Origin of the sequence: Tunturibacter gelidoferens (genome assembly GCF_040358255.1) — a bacterium.
GTDB lineage: Bacteria > Acidobacteriota > Terriglobia > Terriglobales > Acidobacteriaceae > Edaphobacter > Edaphobacter gelidiferens.
In genome coordinates, this window is record NZ_CP132938.1 from 1,182,195 (window position 1) to 1,195,333 (window position 13,139).

At 59.9% G+C, this 13,139-nt stretch carries 11 protein-coding genes; 5 read left to right on the forward strand and 6 right to left on the reverse strand.

Annotated features, from left to right (window positions below):
- Positions 1–107: 107 nt before the first annotated feature.
- From RBB81_RS05485 to RBB81_RS05500, 4 genes are all read left to right on the forward strand, one after another.
- Positions 108–1,796, forward strand: coding sequence for an NAD(P)/FAD-dependent oxidoreductase (locus RBB81_RS05485; RefSeq protein ID WP_353072994.1), 1,689 nt, complete (start codon positions 108–110; stop codon positions 1,794–1,796).
- Complete coding sequence (locus RBB81_RS05490) at positions 1,797–2,186, forward strand: hypothetical protein (protein WP_179580898.1); 390 nt, start codon at positions 1,797–1,799, stop codon at positions 2,184–2,186.
- Between the two features lie 115 nt (positions 2,187–2,301).
- Positions 2,302–3,258 (forward strand): cytochrome b/b6 domain-containing protein, encoded by a 957-nt coding sequence (locus RBB81_RS05495; protein ID WP_353072995.1) that lies wholly within the window; start codon positions 2,302–2,304, stop codon positions 3,256–3,258.
- On the forward strand, positions 3,255–4,505 hold the full coding sequence (locus tag RBB81_RS05500; protein WP_353072996.1) for a molybdopterin-dependent oxidoreductase: 1,251 nt from the start codon (positions 3,255–3,257) through the stop codon (positions 4,503–4,505). Before RBB81_RS05495 ends, RBB81_RS05500 begins: the two co-directional genes overlap by 4 nt.
- A gap of 253 nt (positions 4,506–4,758) precedes the next feature.
- Here RBB81_RS05500 and RBB81_RS05505 read toward each other — a convergent pair whose 3' ends face one another.
- From RBB81_RS05505 to prfA, 6 genes are all read right to left on the reverse strand, one after another.
- Positions 4,759–6,561 (reverse strand): DUF885 domain-containing protein, encoded by a 1,803-nt coding sequence (locus RBB81_RS05505; protein ID WP_353072997.1) that lies wholly within the window; start codon positions 6,559–6,561, stop codon positions 4,759–4,761.
- A gap of 73 nt (positions 6,562–6,634) precedes the next feature.
- Positions 6,635–6,985, reverse strand: coding sequence for a DUF4440 domain-containing protein (locus RBB81_RS05510; protein WP_179580904.1), 351 nt, complete (start codon positions 6,983–6,985; stop codon positions 6,635–6,637).
- A 60-nt stretch (positions 6,986–7,045) separates the two neighbouring features.
- Positions 7,046–7,918 (reverse strand): peptide chain release factor N(5)-glutamine methyltransferase, encoded by an 873-nt coding sequence (gene prmC, locus RBB81_RS05515; protein WP_353072998.1) that lies wholly within the window; start codon positions 7,916–7,918, stop codon positions 7,046–7,048.
- Positions 7,919–7,926: 8 nt separating this feature from the next.
- A complete protein-coding gene (locus RBB81_RS05520; RefSeq protein ID WP_353072999.1) occupies positions 7,927–8,739 on the reverse strand; it encodes a hypothetical protein in 813 nt (270 codons plus the stop codon).
- A gap of 34 nt (positions 8,740–8,773) precedes the next feature.
- Positions 8,774–9,631: a VOC family protein gene (locus RBB81_RS05525; RefSeq protein ID WP_353073000.1), complete on the reverse strand. Its 858-nt coding sequence runs from the start codon at positions 9,629–9,631 to the stop codon at positions 8,774–8,776.
- A gap of 104 nt (positions 9,632–9,735) precedes the next feature.
- Positions 9,736–10,812, reverse strand: a complete 1,077-nt coding sequence (prfA, locus tag RBB81_RS05530) for a peptide chain release factor 1 (RefSeq protein ID WP_353073001.1) — start codon at positions 10,810–10,812, stop codon at positions 9,736–9,738.
- A gap of 235 nt (positions 10,813–11,047) precedes the next feature.
- Here prfA and RBB81_RS05535 point away from each other — a divergent pair, with 235 nt between their 5' ends.
- A complete protein-coding gene (locus RBB81_RS05535) occupies positions 11,048–13,123 on the forward strand; it encodes an ATP-dependent DNA ligase (RefSeq protein ID WP_353073002.1) in 2,076 nt (691 codons plus the stop codon).
- Positions 13,124–13,139 lie beyond the last annotated feature (16 nt).

Here is a 13,139-nt window from a genome sequence, read left to right on the forward strand (position 1 = left end):
AGCAAATGGAGATGAAGCCAGCGGACTAGGTGCGCTCTGGCAGCGAGCGATTTGTTTACGATAAGCTTGGGTTTGGCGCGGTGTGCGCGTCTGGAGCAGGCGGGCGCATGTCGCGGAGAGCAGTGATTATCGGAGCGGGGCCTGCCGGGCTGACGGCCGGGTTGGAGTTGCTGAGACGGTCGGATGTGAAACCGATCATCCTGGAGGCGAGCGAGGAGATTGGTGGAATCTCGCGCACGATCAAGTACAAGGGCAACCGGATGGATATTGGTGGCCACCGGTTCTTTTCTAAGAGCGACCGCGTGATGCAGTGGTGGGTGGACCTGATGCCGCCTGATGTCGGCGATGCGGGGTCGGAGCCGGAGATCTCTTATCAGGGAAAGAAGCGAATGGTCGCTGTACCTGCGCGCCTGCCGGAGGAGCCAGTGCTGCGTGGAGCGGGGCCGATTGATCCGCGTGCGGCGGAAGAGGTCGAGGACAAGGCGGAGAGCGAAGGACCGGTGGAGATGATGGTCACGGCGACGACGGCCGATCCGGACCTGGTGATGCTGATTCGTCCGCGGAAGAGCAGGATCTACTATCTGCGGAAGTTCTTTGATTATCCGATTACGCTGACTGCGACGACGTTGAAGAATCTCGGGCTGGCGAGAACGTTTCGCGTTGGTACGAGCTATATGAAGTCGCAGGTGAGCCAGATTGCGCCGGAGAAGAGCCTCGAGGACTTTTTGATCAATCGATTTGGGAGGCAGCTTTATCTGACGTTCTTCAAGAGCTACACGGAGAAGGTTTGGGGAACACCTTGCAATGAGATCTCGGCGGAGTGGGGGGCGCAGCGGATCAAGGGGTTGAGCCTGACGACGGCGGTGAAGCACTTTTTGAAGAAGGCGTTTGGAGGTAAATCGAAGACCGGTGATCTGGCGCAGAAGGGCACGGATACGAGCCTGATTGAACGGTTTATGTATCCGAAGTTTGGACCGGGGCAGCTTTGGGAGCACGTTGCGGACTTGATTCGTGAGGGTGGCGGTGAGATTCACATGGGTTGGAAGGTGGATCGGATTCACTGCTCAACGGAAGGCGACGTGAAACGGGTGATGTCGATCGATGCGGTGAATGCGAGCGGCGAGCGACAGACGTTTGCAGGAGATTATTTCTTTTCGACGATGCCTATGCGCGAGCTGGTGGAGGCGCTGGATGCTCCCGTTCCGGAGAACGTGCGCGAGGTGAGCGCTGGGCTGCAGTATCGCGACTTTATCACCGTGGGTCTGCTGGTGGACAGGCTGAAGGTGAAGGAGCCGGATGGTGGGCTGCTGAAAGATACATGGATCTACGTGCAGGAGCCCGATGTGGTACTGGGACGGTTACAGATATTCAACAACTGGAGTCCGTACCTGGTGGCGGACCCGACGAAGGTCTGGATTGGGCTGGAGTACTTCTGCTACGACACCGACGATCTTTGGAAGATGCCGGATGAAGAACTCAAGAAGTTTGCGATTGCAGAGGTGGCGAAGATCGGGATCCTGAACGCGGAGGATGTTTCGGACGGGCATGTGGTGCGGGTCCCAAAGACGTATCCGGCGTACTTTGGAACATATGACCGCTTCGATGAGCTGCGGGAGTTTACCGACGGGTTCGAGAATCTGTTTCTGGTGGGGAGGAATGGAATGCATAAGTACAACAACCAGGATCACAGTATGTTGACGGCGATGACGGCGGTGGATGGTATCGTGGCTGGGCATGTAGATAAGGCTGCGCTCTGGGGCATCAACACGGAGCAGGAGTACCACGAGGAGAAATAATTGAGAAAGATTCTGGTTGTGGGGACGTTGCTGCTGGTGATCTTCGTGGCGGTCTTCCGGCAGAGGATCTTTCTGCGAGATCCGCTGGGTAAGGTAGAGCGTAACGGTGTTGCGGTGGATGGGGCGCGGCTGTTTATTAACTTTTCGAACGACGTGCTGGTGGAAGAGCCGGGGACGGAGCGGCGGTATCTGGTGCAGGGATGGAGCGGCGTGCCTGGGGTGCCGCAGATTCTGGGTTGCGTCCAGGGGTTGGTGTGCTGGACTGATGCGGACCATGCGGCGGTCTATCCGTTGGATGGCCGAGGGGCTGGAGCGAAGGCGGTGATGAGCGCAAAGGAGGTTACGTTTGCGGATGAGACGGGAGCACAGGTGCGGGTGCAGCTAAGGTAGGGCTCATCGGCACGTAGAGAAATGGCGTAACCTTTGCCGCGGGAAGAACTCTAACGATTCGGAGAGTGCTGAGTTGTAAATGCTGTGTGCGCGAGAGTGCACGATGGGAGCTCAAATGCCTGAGAAACCTAGAGACAGAAGTGAGCCAGGCGAGACCTTGCAGCCTGCCGCTGAGATCCCAGCAGAGACGGTCGATGCAGCTCCGGAGGGATTGCGGGTTCCAATAGCGACGACGGCCGGCGGTAAAGCGGTGGATGAGCCCGTTGCGGCAGCTGCTTCCGTAGTTCCGGAGCCACTGGCTTCGCCTGTTGGAGTTGTTGCGGCGCCTGTCGAGGCAAGAGAGCCTGCCGTGGCAACGATCAGGTTGGAGAAGAAGCATCCCTTGGCGATTCGGTGGATGCATTGGGTGAACTTCCCGGTTCTGTTCACGATGATCTGGAGCGGGTTGCTGATCTATTGGAATGACTCGGATAATGCCTATCAGCATCCCCATGCGGTGTATCGAGTGGGGGTGGGTTCGCTGACGTTGGTGCGGTTGTTTCCTCCGTGGTTCTGGAAGCTGATCAATGCGCCCTATCGTGTGACCGAGGGGCTGGGATATCACTTCTTCTTTATGTGGATCTTTGCAATCAACGGGATTCTCTATGTGGCTTATCTGTTGATCTCAGGGGAGTGGCGGGTGCTGGTACCGGAGCGAAGATCCTTTCTGGATGCGATTCAGGTGACGTTGGTGGATTTGCATCTTCGCAAGGGATTGCCGCCGCAGAAGAAGTACAACGGGGCGCAGAAGATCGCTTACTCCTCGGTAGTTTTGATGGGTCTGGGATCGCTGGTCACGGGTCTCTCGATCTACAAGCCGACGCAGGTGCACTGGATCACATCGCTGCTGGGCGGATACGAGATGGCGCGATGGGAACACTTCTGGCTGACGATGGGCTTTTGCGCGTTCTTTGTGGTGCACGTGGGGCAGGTGATTCTCGCGGGGTGGAATAACTTCCGGTCGATGGTGAGCGGGTATGAGATTGTGCCGGCGGTCAAGGCTTCGCTAGACGAGGAAAGGAGGACGGGATGAGCGACGGACGGGAGGAGCGAGAGGAGCAGGAGCAGCGCCGCAAGTGGGAGAAGGAGAAGAAGGAACGCGAGGATGATCTTGACCGCGACTGGGAACGCGACGGGGAGCGGGAGCGAAGAGATTCGCGCGCGGTAGAGGCTCTGAACGCGGAGCTCAGGGCGCAGTCGGGGCAGAGGACGCGTCGCAGCTTTCTGGTTGCAGCGGCGGCGACGGCGGGTGGATACGGATTTTATCGGTGGATCGATCGCAGTCCAGGCGACCAGCTGATCCCGAAGCCGCTGCGTAAGATGCTGGAGTTCAATGCGAAGGTGTCGCGCGGGGTGTTTGATGAGCGCGGGCTTGCGCCGACGTATCCGGTCGATCGATCGATGGAACTGCGGACGAACGGCAACTACGGATTGAAGATGGACCTGCTGCCGGAGAGCTATCGGCTGCAGATGGTGGGGGTGGCGAATGCGAAGGGTCTTCCTCAGTATGTCGAGGATGTGACGGCGTGGGAGTACCGATACGTTGCGAAGAAAGAAGCTGGGCCCGTCGAGCACGATTCGAAGGTAGCGCCGAAGGCCGCGGCGGTAGTAGGAGATGGGCCACAGGCCAAGGTCGATCCGAATGGCGATGCTGGCATGGGGGAAGGGCCGATGATGCAGGGTGGCGCGGCGAGCACGATGGTCGCCGGGAACGGCGAGAAGAGTGATGTGAAGATGCCGCCCGCATTTGAGGCTGCGTTTGCTGCGTTGAAGAAGGCGCAGGGGAATAAGCGGCCGCGTGGGCAGGAAGAGGCAGGCATGTCGGATAACACGCTCGATCCGGGGACGCCGGGGCTGCTGCTCAAGATGGACGACGTCACGAGTCTGCCGCACCATGAGTTGGTGACGGAGTTCAAATGCATTGAGGGTTGGAGCCAAGTGGTGCATTGGGGTGGGTACCGGCTTGTTGATTTGATCGCGAAGTATCCGCCGGAGAAGAAGCCGGATGGATCGCTGCCGAAGTATGTCTACATGGAGACGCCGGATGGGGACTACTACTGCGGGTTCAGCCTGCAGGCCTGTATGCATCCGCAGAGCCTTCTGGTGACCGAGATGGCAGGACAGCCGCTGGCCCAGTGGCATGGCGCACCGATACGGTTACATATGCCGATCAAGTACGGTTACAAACAGATCAAACGGATTGGATTGATCGCCTACACCGATATGCGGCCTGACGATTACTGGACGAAGCTGGGATATGACTGGTGCGCGGGGCTTTAGGGAAATCTAAGAATACGTTTAATGACTTATGTCCTGCCGGACGGGCCTCCTGCGCGGAGGGCGGTCACTTCGTGACGCGTGTACCGGTCTTGGGCGGGAGGGTCTGCATGGGGCCTCCCTCCGGTCGGCATTAAAATCTCTCGTTCCGACCAACGGGAGGACCGATGGTGTTCGGTCAAACGTAACAAGGTATACAAGTCACGAAGTGACCGCCCTCCGCGCAGGAGGCCCGTCCGGCAAGACACTAGAGTTTTTAGGGTGTGTGTGCTGCTCCGGATGTAGCTTGCTGGGTAGACTCGGCTTTTTGAGCGGCTATCCAGCGATCCGTACGCTGGTCGAGAAGGTCGAGGGGAAGCACTCCGGCGCTGAGCATCTCATCGTGGAAGGCACGGAGGTCGAACTTCGGGCCGAGCTCCCTTTTCGCACGCTCTCGCAGCTCGATGAACTTTAGCTGGCCAATCTTGTAGGCAAGGGCCTGTCCGGGCCATGCGATGTAGCGGTCGGTCTCGGACTGGATCTCGGGACCTTGAAGGCTGTCAGTTTGTTCGAAGAGGGCGACGACCTGCTCGCGAGTCCAGCCCTGTGAGTGGATGCCGGTGTCGACGACGAGGCGGACGGCGCGGAAGAGTTCGGAGGAGAGGCGGCCGTAGTCGCTGACCGGGTCTTGATAAAAGCCGACATCCTTGCCGAGTTGTTCGGCGTAGAGAGCCCAGCCTTCGGTGTATGCGGTGAAGCCTCCGCCGTGAATGCGGAACTGCGGGAGGCCTTTGAGTTGCTGCTGAACAGAGCGCTGCATGTGGTGGCCGGGAACGCCTTCGTGGTACGCGATGGCCTCGTCGTTGATGAGCGAGCGGTGGGCGAAGTCGCTGGTGCCGACGGAGACGCGACCGGGGTGTTTGCAGTCGGGCGTGCCGGCCTGGTAGTGAGTGGCGGCAGCGGCCTGGTAGGCGGGAATGGCTTCGACCGGTACGGGGCAATCGGGAAGTACCGTGAAAAGTTCGGGGAGCTTCGGCTGCATCTGGGCGATGTAGTGGCGGAAGGTGTCGAGGATCTGCTCGGATGAGGTGGGGGTGTATTTCGGGTTGGGCTTGATGGAGGCGCGGAAGCTTTCGAGATCTTTGAAACCGGCCTTGTGGGCGAGGGTGGTCATCTCGGCGGTGATGCGGGTGATCTCGTCGAGTCCGAGTTGGTGGATCTGCGCCGGGGTCATGTCGGTGGTTGTCTGTTCGCGTACTGCGACCTCGTAGCGGTGCTTGCCGTCGGGTAGTGTCGAGACGCTGATAGAGGTGCGGCCGTGGGGTGCGTAGTCCTTTGCGATAAATGTAGCGAAGGTGCGGTAGGCTGGCGAAACTTCAGTGTCGACGGTCTGCTGGATGGCCGTGGTAAGGCGTTGACGGTCGGCGTCGGAGAAGGTCGCGGGAATTTTGTTGATAGCGAGCAGGAAGGGGCTTTTGGCGGCGATGTCGGAGGCCTGCTGGGCGACTTTTTCGAGCAGGAATCGTGGCGGCATCAGGTGATCTTTGACGCCGAGGCGCAGGATGTCTTCGGATTGGGCGAGGGCGCGAGGAATCTGGTGGAGGCGCGCGATGTAGTCGTCGTAGTGCTGGACGGTGTCCAGCGGAACGGCCAACGGCAAGTCGGAGAGAGAGGTGTGGATGCCGTTCTGCTGATTGACGGACATCTCGTAGTTCTTGAGATCGAAGTTTTCGATGCTCTGCTTGAGCCTGCGCTCCATGAGCTGGTGGGAGAGAAGGTCCTGTTCGGGGAAGCCGGCGGCGTTGATGGCTAACAGGCTGCGCAGGTTCGCCTGATTGGCGGCGTTCTGCTGGATGATGGCTTCGAGGGAGTAGTCGGCGAGCTTGTCGTTGTAGCGATAGTCGCCCACGGCGGTGGCGCGCTCGGGATTGTTTTTCAGGTCGGCCTGGTAGATCTCTTCGAAGAGAGCATTCTGGGCGGTGATACGCGTTTCGACCGAGGGCGTCTGGGCGATCAGGGAGAAGGGCGCGACGGCGTAGAGACAGGTCGCCAGAAGGAGATTCAGGACTTGGGGGCGCATGATGGGAGGGTAGCAGAATCTGATATCTGATTTGTGGGAGCCGCACAATTTCTGGTGTCGGATGTTAGAGCGGTCAGCTGGCGATGGTGCCCTGATGAAAGACGAGCTGCCAGCGGTTGTCGCGAAAGATCCACAGGGAGGAGCGGTGGGAGACGGCGACTGAGGTAGTGGCGCGGTAGGTGGCGAGAACGATGTTCTCTGCGAGCTGGGCGATGTAGAAGTGGTGGATAGTCGCGTGGCGGGCGGCGCTGGTGAGCAGGACGTCAATTACTTGCTGGCGGTTGAAGACGCGGCCGGAGGTGCAGAACTCTCTGTACTCTTCGGCGAAGAACGGGATGAGCGCGGTGCGGTCAGCCTCGCGGTCAGGGTGGAGGAGACGCTCTTCGAGCGCGTAGAGATGGTCTTGAAGTTCGGTCTTTTTCATGGAACACAGGCTCCAACTGTTATACGAACAACAGAGTAGAGGGTTTCATTGTGACAGATTTTAGTGTTCCGGGTGGAAGGAGTTCGGCCTGCGCGCGAGGGCGACGCGTGGGATCTGCTGGAGATCGTTGACGAAGCTGACGTCGTTCCATCCGGCGAGCAGGTGGGTGAGCGGTTTCTGCTGTCCGTGGCCGATCTCCAAGGCGAGTATGCCGTTTGGTTTGAGTGCGCTTAGGGCTTCCGGAATGAGTCGGCGGTAGATGTCTAGGCCGGTTTCGCCTGCGAAGAGTGCGGTGGCGGGCTCGTGTTCGCGAACCTGAGGGTGCAGGGTGGTGCGATCGGATTCTGGGATGTAGGGCGGGTTGCTGACGATGGCATCGAAGGTTTCGCCAGGAGATTGGACGGCGGCGAGTAGATCGGATTGAAGGAAGTGGATGCGATTGGCTACGTTGTGTTCTCGCGCATTGAGCTCTGCGATGGCGAGAGCCTCGGAGGATAGGTCGAGGGCTGTGATCTCGGCGAGCGGAAGATGGACGGCGAGTGCGATGGCGATGGCTCCCGATCCGGTGCCGATATCGACGAGCTTCACAGGCCGGTTCGCGGGGAGCAGCTTGAGGACGGCTTCAACGAGATGCTCGGTCTCGGGCCGAGGGATGAGGACGGCGGGGGTGACGTGAAGACGCAGGCCGTAGAACTCCTGCTCGCCGGTGATGTACTGGATGGGCTCGAGCTGGAGGCGGCGGTTGATGGCGATTTGATAGAGGGAGTGTTGGTCGGGAGAGAGATCGCGGTCGGGATGGGCGATGAGGGTCACTCGGGAGATCTGCAGCGTGTGGAGGAGGAGGAGCTCGGCGTCGCGGTGGGCGTGTTCGCTGAGGTGTGGATTGGCGGCCAGCTCTGCAGCGGCGTTCGTAATGGCCTGGCGAAGGGTCATACTGACGGCTACCTTGACTGCGGCTGGGTGGAGTCTGAGGTTGTGGGGAGGATGGTTGAGCTGGCGGCGAAGCGATGGTAGTTGGTGTACTTCGCGGTGAATCGGAAGGCGTTCGTCTTTGTGGTCTCTGTCGTGAAGGCGATGATGGTGGAGGGGAGCCAGAAGGATCTTCCGTTGAGGGTAACGGGGGCGTAGTCGACGGAGGCTGTGCCTAGAACGGTTTGATCTTTGCCGATGGGATGAGGGACTGTGCGTTCGATGTGCGTGACTTGCATGGAGGCGTCGACGACAAATTTGCCGGTGGTGCCTGGTTGAATCGAGACACAGGCAGGTTGTTTCGCGGCGGCCTCGCGAGCGGTGAAGGTGAAGGCTTCGGTGCCGGGAGGTGCAGGGGAAGCGGGATCCGCCCCGTAGTCGAAACACTCGCGCCGATCAGCAGAGAGGAACTTCGCGAGTGCGCCACTGAAGCCGCCGTTGAACGAGATGGGCATGTCGAGTTTTTTGCCGCTCGATAGTTTGCCGTTGACCGACCTCACTTCGCGGGATTCTTCGAGGGAGCCAGCCGGTGAGGCGGATCGAGTTACTCGGAACAGTGCTTCGACAGTCGTTTCGTGCTTGAGCTTGCCGTCACGGATCTCCTGTGAGCTGATGCGCTCGTCGCAGAGGAAGCTGGGGACGGTGGCCTTGTACTGCTCGGTGTTGGCTTCGACGCGGGAGAGGATCTGGTCGAGCGCGGGGGCGGGCTGCTGGCCCAGGGCAGTGGCGAAGCATCCGAGTAGGCAGGCGAGAGGTGTGCGTGCGAAGAGTGAAGAGAGGCGCATGCGTGACTTTACGGTAGCAGAGGGGAGATGGTTGCTAGCGGGTTTCGAGGATCAGGACGTTGCCGTCGGGGTCGATCACAGTGAGGGTGGTTCCGTTTTTCACGGTGAAGACGCCTTCTTTGTGGAGGTGGCGTGCTGCCTTGCCGAGATTGGTCGATTCCATGGTGATGCGTGCGTGACTCCCAGGGGTCGCAGGCATGATTTCAACCTCCTGACCGCTCTCGCCGGGCATGTGAAGACTCATCGGATCGTTGGCGATGGGCTTGAAGTTGAGCTGGTTAATGTAAAAGTCGCGTGCGGAGGAGGGGTCGGCCATGGGGAGCGAGATGGCGATCAGCTTTTCGGCGACGCGGTCCGGGCCGAGGTGCTTGCCCTGGTCTTCGCTGTGGAGTGAGCCCGGCATGTACTGGGTGTACTCGATGGTCTGCGGCCCGGAGAGCTGGGTGGGGCCTCCCATGATGAAGCGCAGGTTCCCGGTATCTGTTTTGCGAACGGGTGTGGGGGTGAGGCCGTGGCTGAGGTAGTTGTCGTTGATTGCCTGGACGTCTGCGCCTTCGAAGCAGAGGCTCAGGAAGCCGGTGTCGGTATCCGTTGGGGTGGACGCGTGGAGTTCGATGAACTGCGTGTCGTTGATCTTGATGAAGGACTCATAGGGGACATTGTCTTTGCGAAGGTCAAAGGCCTGTTCGAAGCCGAGTTTTTCGTAGAAGGCGACGGAGTTGGCGAGATCGTGGACACGAAGCGCGACGTGGGCGATGCCGTTGAAGGGTGGTGTTTTGGTATCGGGCTGCGCGTGAAGGAGGGGTACGAAAAGGAATAAGACAAGTGCGAAGAGGACGAGGTGCATCGCGGGACGGGCAGAGCTGTGGCCGCTCCGGTGCTGCCTGATCATAGGTCGGTCCTCTTGGAGGGGCTGACATGGATTCTCGCCGTGGAGTGCGGGTAATACCAGGTCAGCCGCCTCGTCGTCTGTTGCTGGGGCAGGCGTGAAGCAGGTCAGGCAGCTTCTGCTTCGGCCTTAAGTTTTTCGGCGGTGTAGTGCGCGATGAGGGCGTCGATGGTGGGTTGAATCTGACCCTCCATGACCATAGCGAGCTGGTGGTTGGTGAGGCCGATGCGGTGATCGGTGAGGCGGTTCTGCGGGAAGTTGTAGGTGCGGATCTTCTCGCTGCGGTCGCCGGAGCCAATCTGCTGCTTGCGATCCTTCGCCTGGAGCTGGTGAATGCGTTCGGCCTCCACCTCGTAGAGACGGGCGCGGAGGACGCGCATACCCTTCTCGCGATTCTTGATCTGTGATTTTTCGTCCTGGCAGCTGACGACGGTGTTGGTTGGCAGATGCGTGATGCGAACGGCCGAGTAGGTCGTGTTCACCGACTGGCCGCCGGGTCCGGAGGAGCAGAAGGTGTCGATGCGCAGGTCCTTGGCTTCGATCTTGATGTCGACCTCTTCGGCCTCGGGCAGCACGGCAACGGTGATCGCTGAGGTATGGACACGGCCCTGCGTCTCGGTCGCCGGAACGCGCTGCACGCGATGTACGCCGGATTCGTACTTCAACTGCGAGTAGACGTTTTCACCTTCGATGATAGCGGTGATGTCCTTGAGGCCGTGGCCGATGCCGGATTCGGTCTGGGAGAGGATCTCGACCTTCCATTTGTGTTGCTCGGCGAAGCGCATGTACATGCGGAAGACCTCTGCGACAAAGAGTGCGGCTTCGTCGCCTCCGGTTCCGGCGCGCAGCTCGAGGATGACGTTCTTCTCGTCGTTGGGATCCTTCGGGAGGAGCAGAACCTTTAGCTGCTCTTCCACGGGCTCGAGGCGCGGCTCCAGCGTGTCGAGCTCGGCCTGTGCCATCTCCTTTACTTCGGGGTCGGGGTCGGCGAGCATGGCTTTGGCTTCGGCGATGCCGTCCCTGATCTTGCGGTACTCGCGAAACTTCTCGACGGTGGGTTCCATGTCGCGGTGCTGCTTGGCGATGGCCTGAAACTTCTTCTGGTCGTTGACCAGGGTCGGGTCGGACATCTGCCTGCCTAGGTCTTCGTAACGGGCTTCGAGTTGGTCGAGGCGGTCGAACATAGCTACTCCATTGATTGAAAGTGATAAGGGATCAGGAGAATCGGGTGAAAAGGATAGGCGCAGCTAGGCAAAGTCGTGACGGTCGGGGGACTCGGTCACGTTGGGGGTGTACACCGGATTTGCAAGTGCGTTCATGTCTATTTAGATGTTACTCCTGACCTGGATGATGCGGAATGCATCTTTTACAGGGAAGTTCCATTTTTGAACTCAATTTCGGCAAGGGGTCTGCTTCTAAATGGCTTTATTTTATGCAGTGGCGGACTTGGCGGAGCAGTTGGCTGGTGAGCCTGGGCGCCTGAAGAAGCGGGCAGCGATCTCAGCGGCGATTGCGGCCGCGCATAAAGCTGCGCCCGAAGGTGAAGATGCGGGGTGGTTTGCACTGTATGTTGCCGGAACGCCGTTTGCGGAGGCGGATTCGCGCAAGCTGAACGCTGGCGGGGCGTTGTTGTCGAAGACGCTGCTGGCTGTGAGCGGGGCCAGCGATCAGGCTTTGACTTTAGCTTATCGGCGGCATGGGGATATGGGTGCCGCGGCATACGATCTGCTGGTCGCTGCCGGAGCTGCCGGTGCGGCCAAGACGGCTGAGCTATCGCTTGCCGAGGTAGCCGAGGCTTTTGCGGCGATGGCGGTGGCGAAGACGACGGCGATTCGGGCGGCTCTGGTCGAAGGTTTGCTGCGGCGGGCGACTCCGCTCGAGGCGAAGTATCTGCTGAAACTGATGCTCGGCGACATGCGGATTGGAGTGAAGCAGAGCCTGGTGGAGGAGGCGATCGCCGTCGCGGCTGGAGCTTCGGTGGAGGCGGTGCGGCGAGCGGTGATGCTGGAGGCGGATCTCGGCAGCGCGGTGCGCCGAGCGTTTTCCGGGACGTTGAATGAGGCGAGAATGCGGCTGTTTCATCCGCTGGGATTCATGCTGGCCTCGCCGGTCGAGACGCCGGAGGAGGCGGTGGAGCGATTCACCGAGAAGCCTGCAAAGGTGCCGGTCGTAAAAACTAAGAAGCCGCGAAAGAGCAAAAAGGCGGAGGACAGTCTGAGGCGGGCGATGGAGCTCGATCCTGACCGCGATGCCGGTGCGCTCGCCGTGGAGGCTGAAGGCGACACGCCTGGTGAGGTTGTTTCCCCGCAAAAGCTCGATGTCGATGCCGAGGAGTTTGAGGATGCTCCCCCGGAAGATGTGATTGCAAAAAGCATACCGGAGGAGGGAGATGAGACGGCGGCGAACGCTCAGCAGACGCAGGGTATCGAAGCGTTTCTCGAGGATAAGTACGACGGCATGCGGGCGCAGGTGCACTGCGGAGATGCCAGTCAGCCAGGGCGGGTGGCGATCTACTCTCGCAACAAGGAAGATGTGACAGAGAGCTTTCCGGAGTTAGAGGAGGCGTTTGCGCAGGTCTGCTCGGAGGTAAGCGGAGCGACGGGCTCGCTGATTTTGGACGGTGAGATTCTGGGGTGGGACTTCGAACAGGGACGTGCGCTGCCGTTCGCGGTGTTGGGGCAAAGGATCGGACGCAAGCGGGTTTCAAACGAATGGCGTCAGCAGGTGCCGGTAGTGTTTATGGCCTTCGACCTGATGTGCGAGGATGGCGAACTGCTGCTGGAGTTCCCGTTGCGTGAGCGGCGCAATCGGTTGGAGGCGGCGGTGGAGCGGCTTGTTGAGCGGGTGGTGTCGCCGCTGATAGTTGATAAACGCGCTCGCGATTCGCAGGCGGTGTTGTTTGCAGGTGAGGAGAGCGCAGGTATGGAGAGACTGATGATCTCGCCGTCGCGCCTGGTGGAGTCGGCCGAGGATATTGACCGGGCGTACTCAGACGCGAGGGCGCGGGCAAACGAGGGCGTAATGCTGAAGGCGGCGGGGTCTGTGTATCAGCCGGGGCGGCGTGGCCTCGCGTGGGTGAAGCTAAAGCGTGAACTGGCGACGCTGGATGTTGTGGTGACAGGGGCGGAGTTTGGGCATGGGAAGCGTGCAGGGATCTTGAGTGATTACACGTTTGCGGTGCGAGGAGCTGATGGCGAGTTACTCAATGTGGGCAAGGCTTATTCGGGTCTCACCGATGTCGAGATTGCCGAGATGAGCGCATGGATGATGGAACACACTCTCGAAGATCAGGGATTCTTCCGCACGGTCGAACCGTTGATGGTGCTGGAGGTAGCGTTCAACAACATTATGCGCAGCGGACGTCATGCGAGCGGCTTTGCGCTGCGGTTTCCACGCATACTGAAGATCAGGACAGACAAGCCGGTGAGCGAGATTGACACGGTCGCACGGGTCGAAGAGGTCTATCAGTCGCAGGTGGATAAGCCGGTGGAGTAACCACTCCATCGTCATT

Bases quoted from the DNA above. Each gene is read 5' to 3' on its own strand.
- RBB81_RS05485 (WP_353072994.1), top strand. From the start codon at position 108: ATGTCGCGGAGAGCAGTGATTATCGGAGCGGGGCCTGCCGGGCTGACG.
- RBB81_RS05495 (WP_353072995.1), top strand. From the start codon at position 2,302: ATGCCTGAGAAACCTAGAGACAGAAGTGAGCCAGGCGAGACCTTGCAG.
- RBB81_RS05500 (WP_353072996.1), top strand. From the start codon at position 3,255: ATGAGCGACGGACGGGAGGAGCGAGAGGAGCAGGAGCAGCGCCGCAAG.
- RBB81_RS05505 (WP_353072997.1), bottom strand. From the start codon at position 6,561: ATGCGCCCCCAAGTCCTGAATCTCCTTCTGGCGACCTGTCTCTACGCC.
- RBB81_RS05510 (WP_179580904.1), bottom strand. From the start codon at position 6,985: ATGAAAAAGACCGAACTTCAAGACCATCTCTACGCGCTCGAAGAGCGT.
- prmC (WP_353072998.1), bottom strand. From the start codon at position 7,918: ATGACCCTTCGCCAGGCCATTACGAACGCCGCTGCAGAGCTGGCCGCC.
- RBB81_RS05520 (WP_353072999.1), bottom strand. From the start codon at position 8,739: ATGCGCCTCTCTTCACTCTTCGCACGCACACCTCTCGCCTGCCTACTC.
- RBB81_RS05525 (WP_353073000.1), bottom strand. From the start codon at position 9,631: ATGATCAGGCAGCACCGGAGCGGCCACAGCTCTGCCCGTCCCGCGATG.
- prfA (WP_353073001.1), bottom strand. From the start codon at position 10,812: ATGTTCGACCGCCTCGACCAACTCGAAGCCCGTTACGAAGACCTAGGC.
- RBB81_RS05535 (WP_353073002.1), top strand. From the start codon at position 11,048: ATGGCTTTATTTTATGCAGTGGCGGACTTGGCGGAGCAGTTGGCTGGT.